1 protein-coding gene is annotated in these 899 nt (G+C 68.9%); it reads left to right on the top strand.

The genetic code is table 11. The features are described from left to right. Window positions 1-14: 14 nt before the first annotated feature. Window positions 15-899, top strand: an 885-nt coding sequence (locus tag JS756_RS35880) for an acyltransferase domain-containing protein (RefSeq protein ID WP_307791441.1), incomplete at its 3' end; no start/stop codon positions are given.

Here is an 899-nt window from a genome sequence, read left to right as displayed (position 1 = left end):
CGTCCGAGGAGGAGGTGCTGCCGCTGCTGGACGGTGTGCGGGTGGGTATTGCCGCGGTGAACGGTCCGCGGGCGGTGGTCGTCTCGGGCGTGGCCGAGGCGGTGGAGGAGGTCGCGGCCCACTTCCGCGCCCAGGACCGCAAGGTGACCGCGCTGCGGGTCAGCCATGCGTTCCACTCGCCGCTGATGGAGCCGATGCTGGCCGACTTCCGCGCCGTGGCCGACAGCCTCACACCGGCAGAGCCCCGGATACCTGTCGTCTCCACGCTGACCGGCACGCCGGTCGGAGCCGAGGAACTGACATCCGCCACTCACTGGGTTGAGCACGTACGACGCCCCGTCCGCTTCTCCGACGGGCTGAAGTGCCTGGAGGAGCAGAGCGTCACCCGCTTCGTGGAGTTGGGCCCCGACGGTACGCTGACCGCGCTCGCCCAGTCCGCCACCGACATCGACGGCCGGCTGCTCGTCCCCACACTTCGCAAGGACCGTCCCGAGACCCACTCGGTTCTGACAGCCGCAGCCGAACTCTTCACCCGCGGAACAGCACTCGACTGGAGCACCCTCTTCTCTGGGACGTCCGCAGACGCCCGGTCTCACGACCTGCCGACGTACGCGTTCCAGCGCCTCCGTTTCTGGCCTGCCCCCTCCGCGATGCGGACCAAGGACCTGCGTGCGGTGGGTCTGGGGTCGGCGGAGCATCCGTTGTTGGGGGCGGCGGTGGAGTTGGCGGGTGGTGAGGGTGAGGTGTTGTTGACGGGTCGTTTGTCGTTGGCGGCGCAGGAGTGGCTGCGTGGTCATGTGGTGTCGGGTGTGGTGGTGTTCCCGGGTGCGGGTTTTGTGGAGTTGGCTTTGCGGGCGGGTGAGTCTGCGGGGTGCGATCGGGTGGAGGAGTTGACGATC

Source organism: Streptomyces actuosus, from assembly GCF_016921115.1.
GTDB lineage: Bacteria > Actinomycetota > Actinomycetes > Streptomycetales > Streptomycetaceae > Streptomyces > Streptomyces actuosus_A.
Note: the sequence above shows the minus strand (reverse complement) of the source record. Positions and strands in the feature narration are given on the sequence as shown.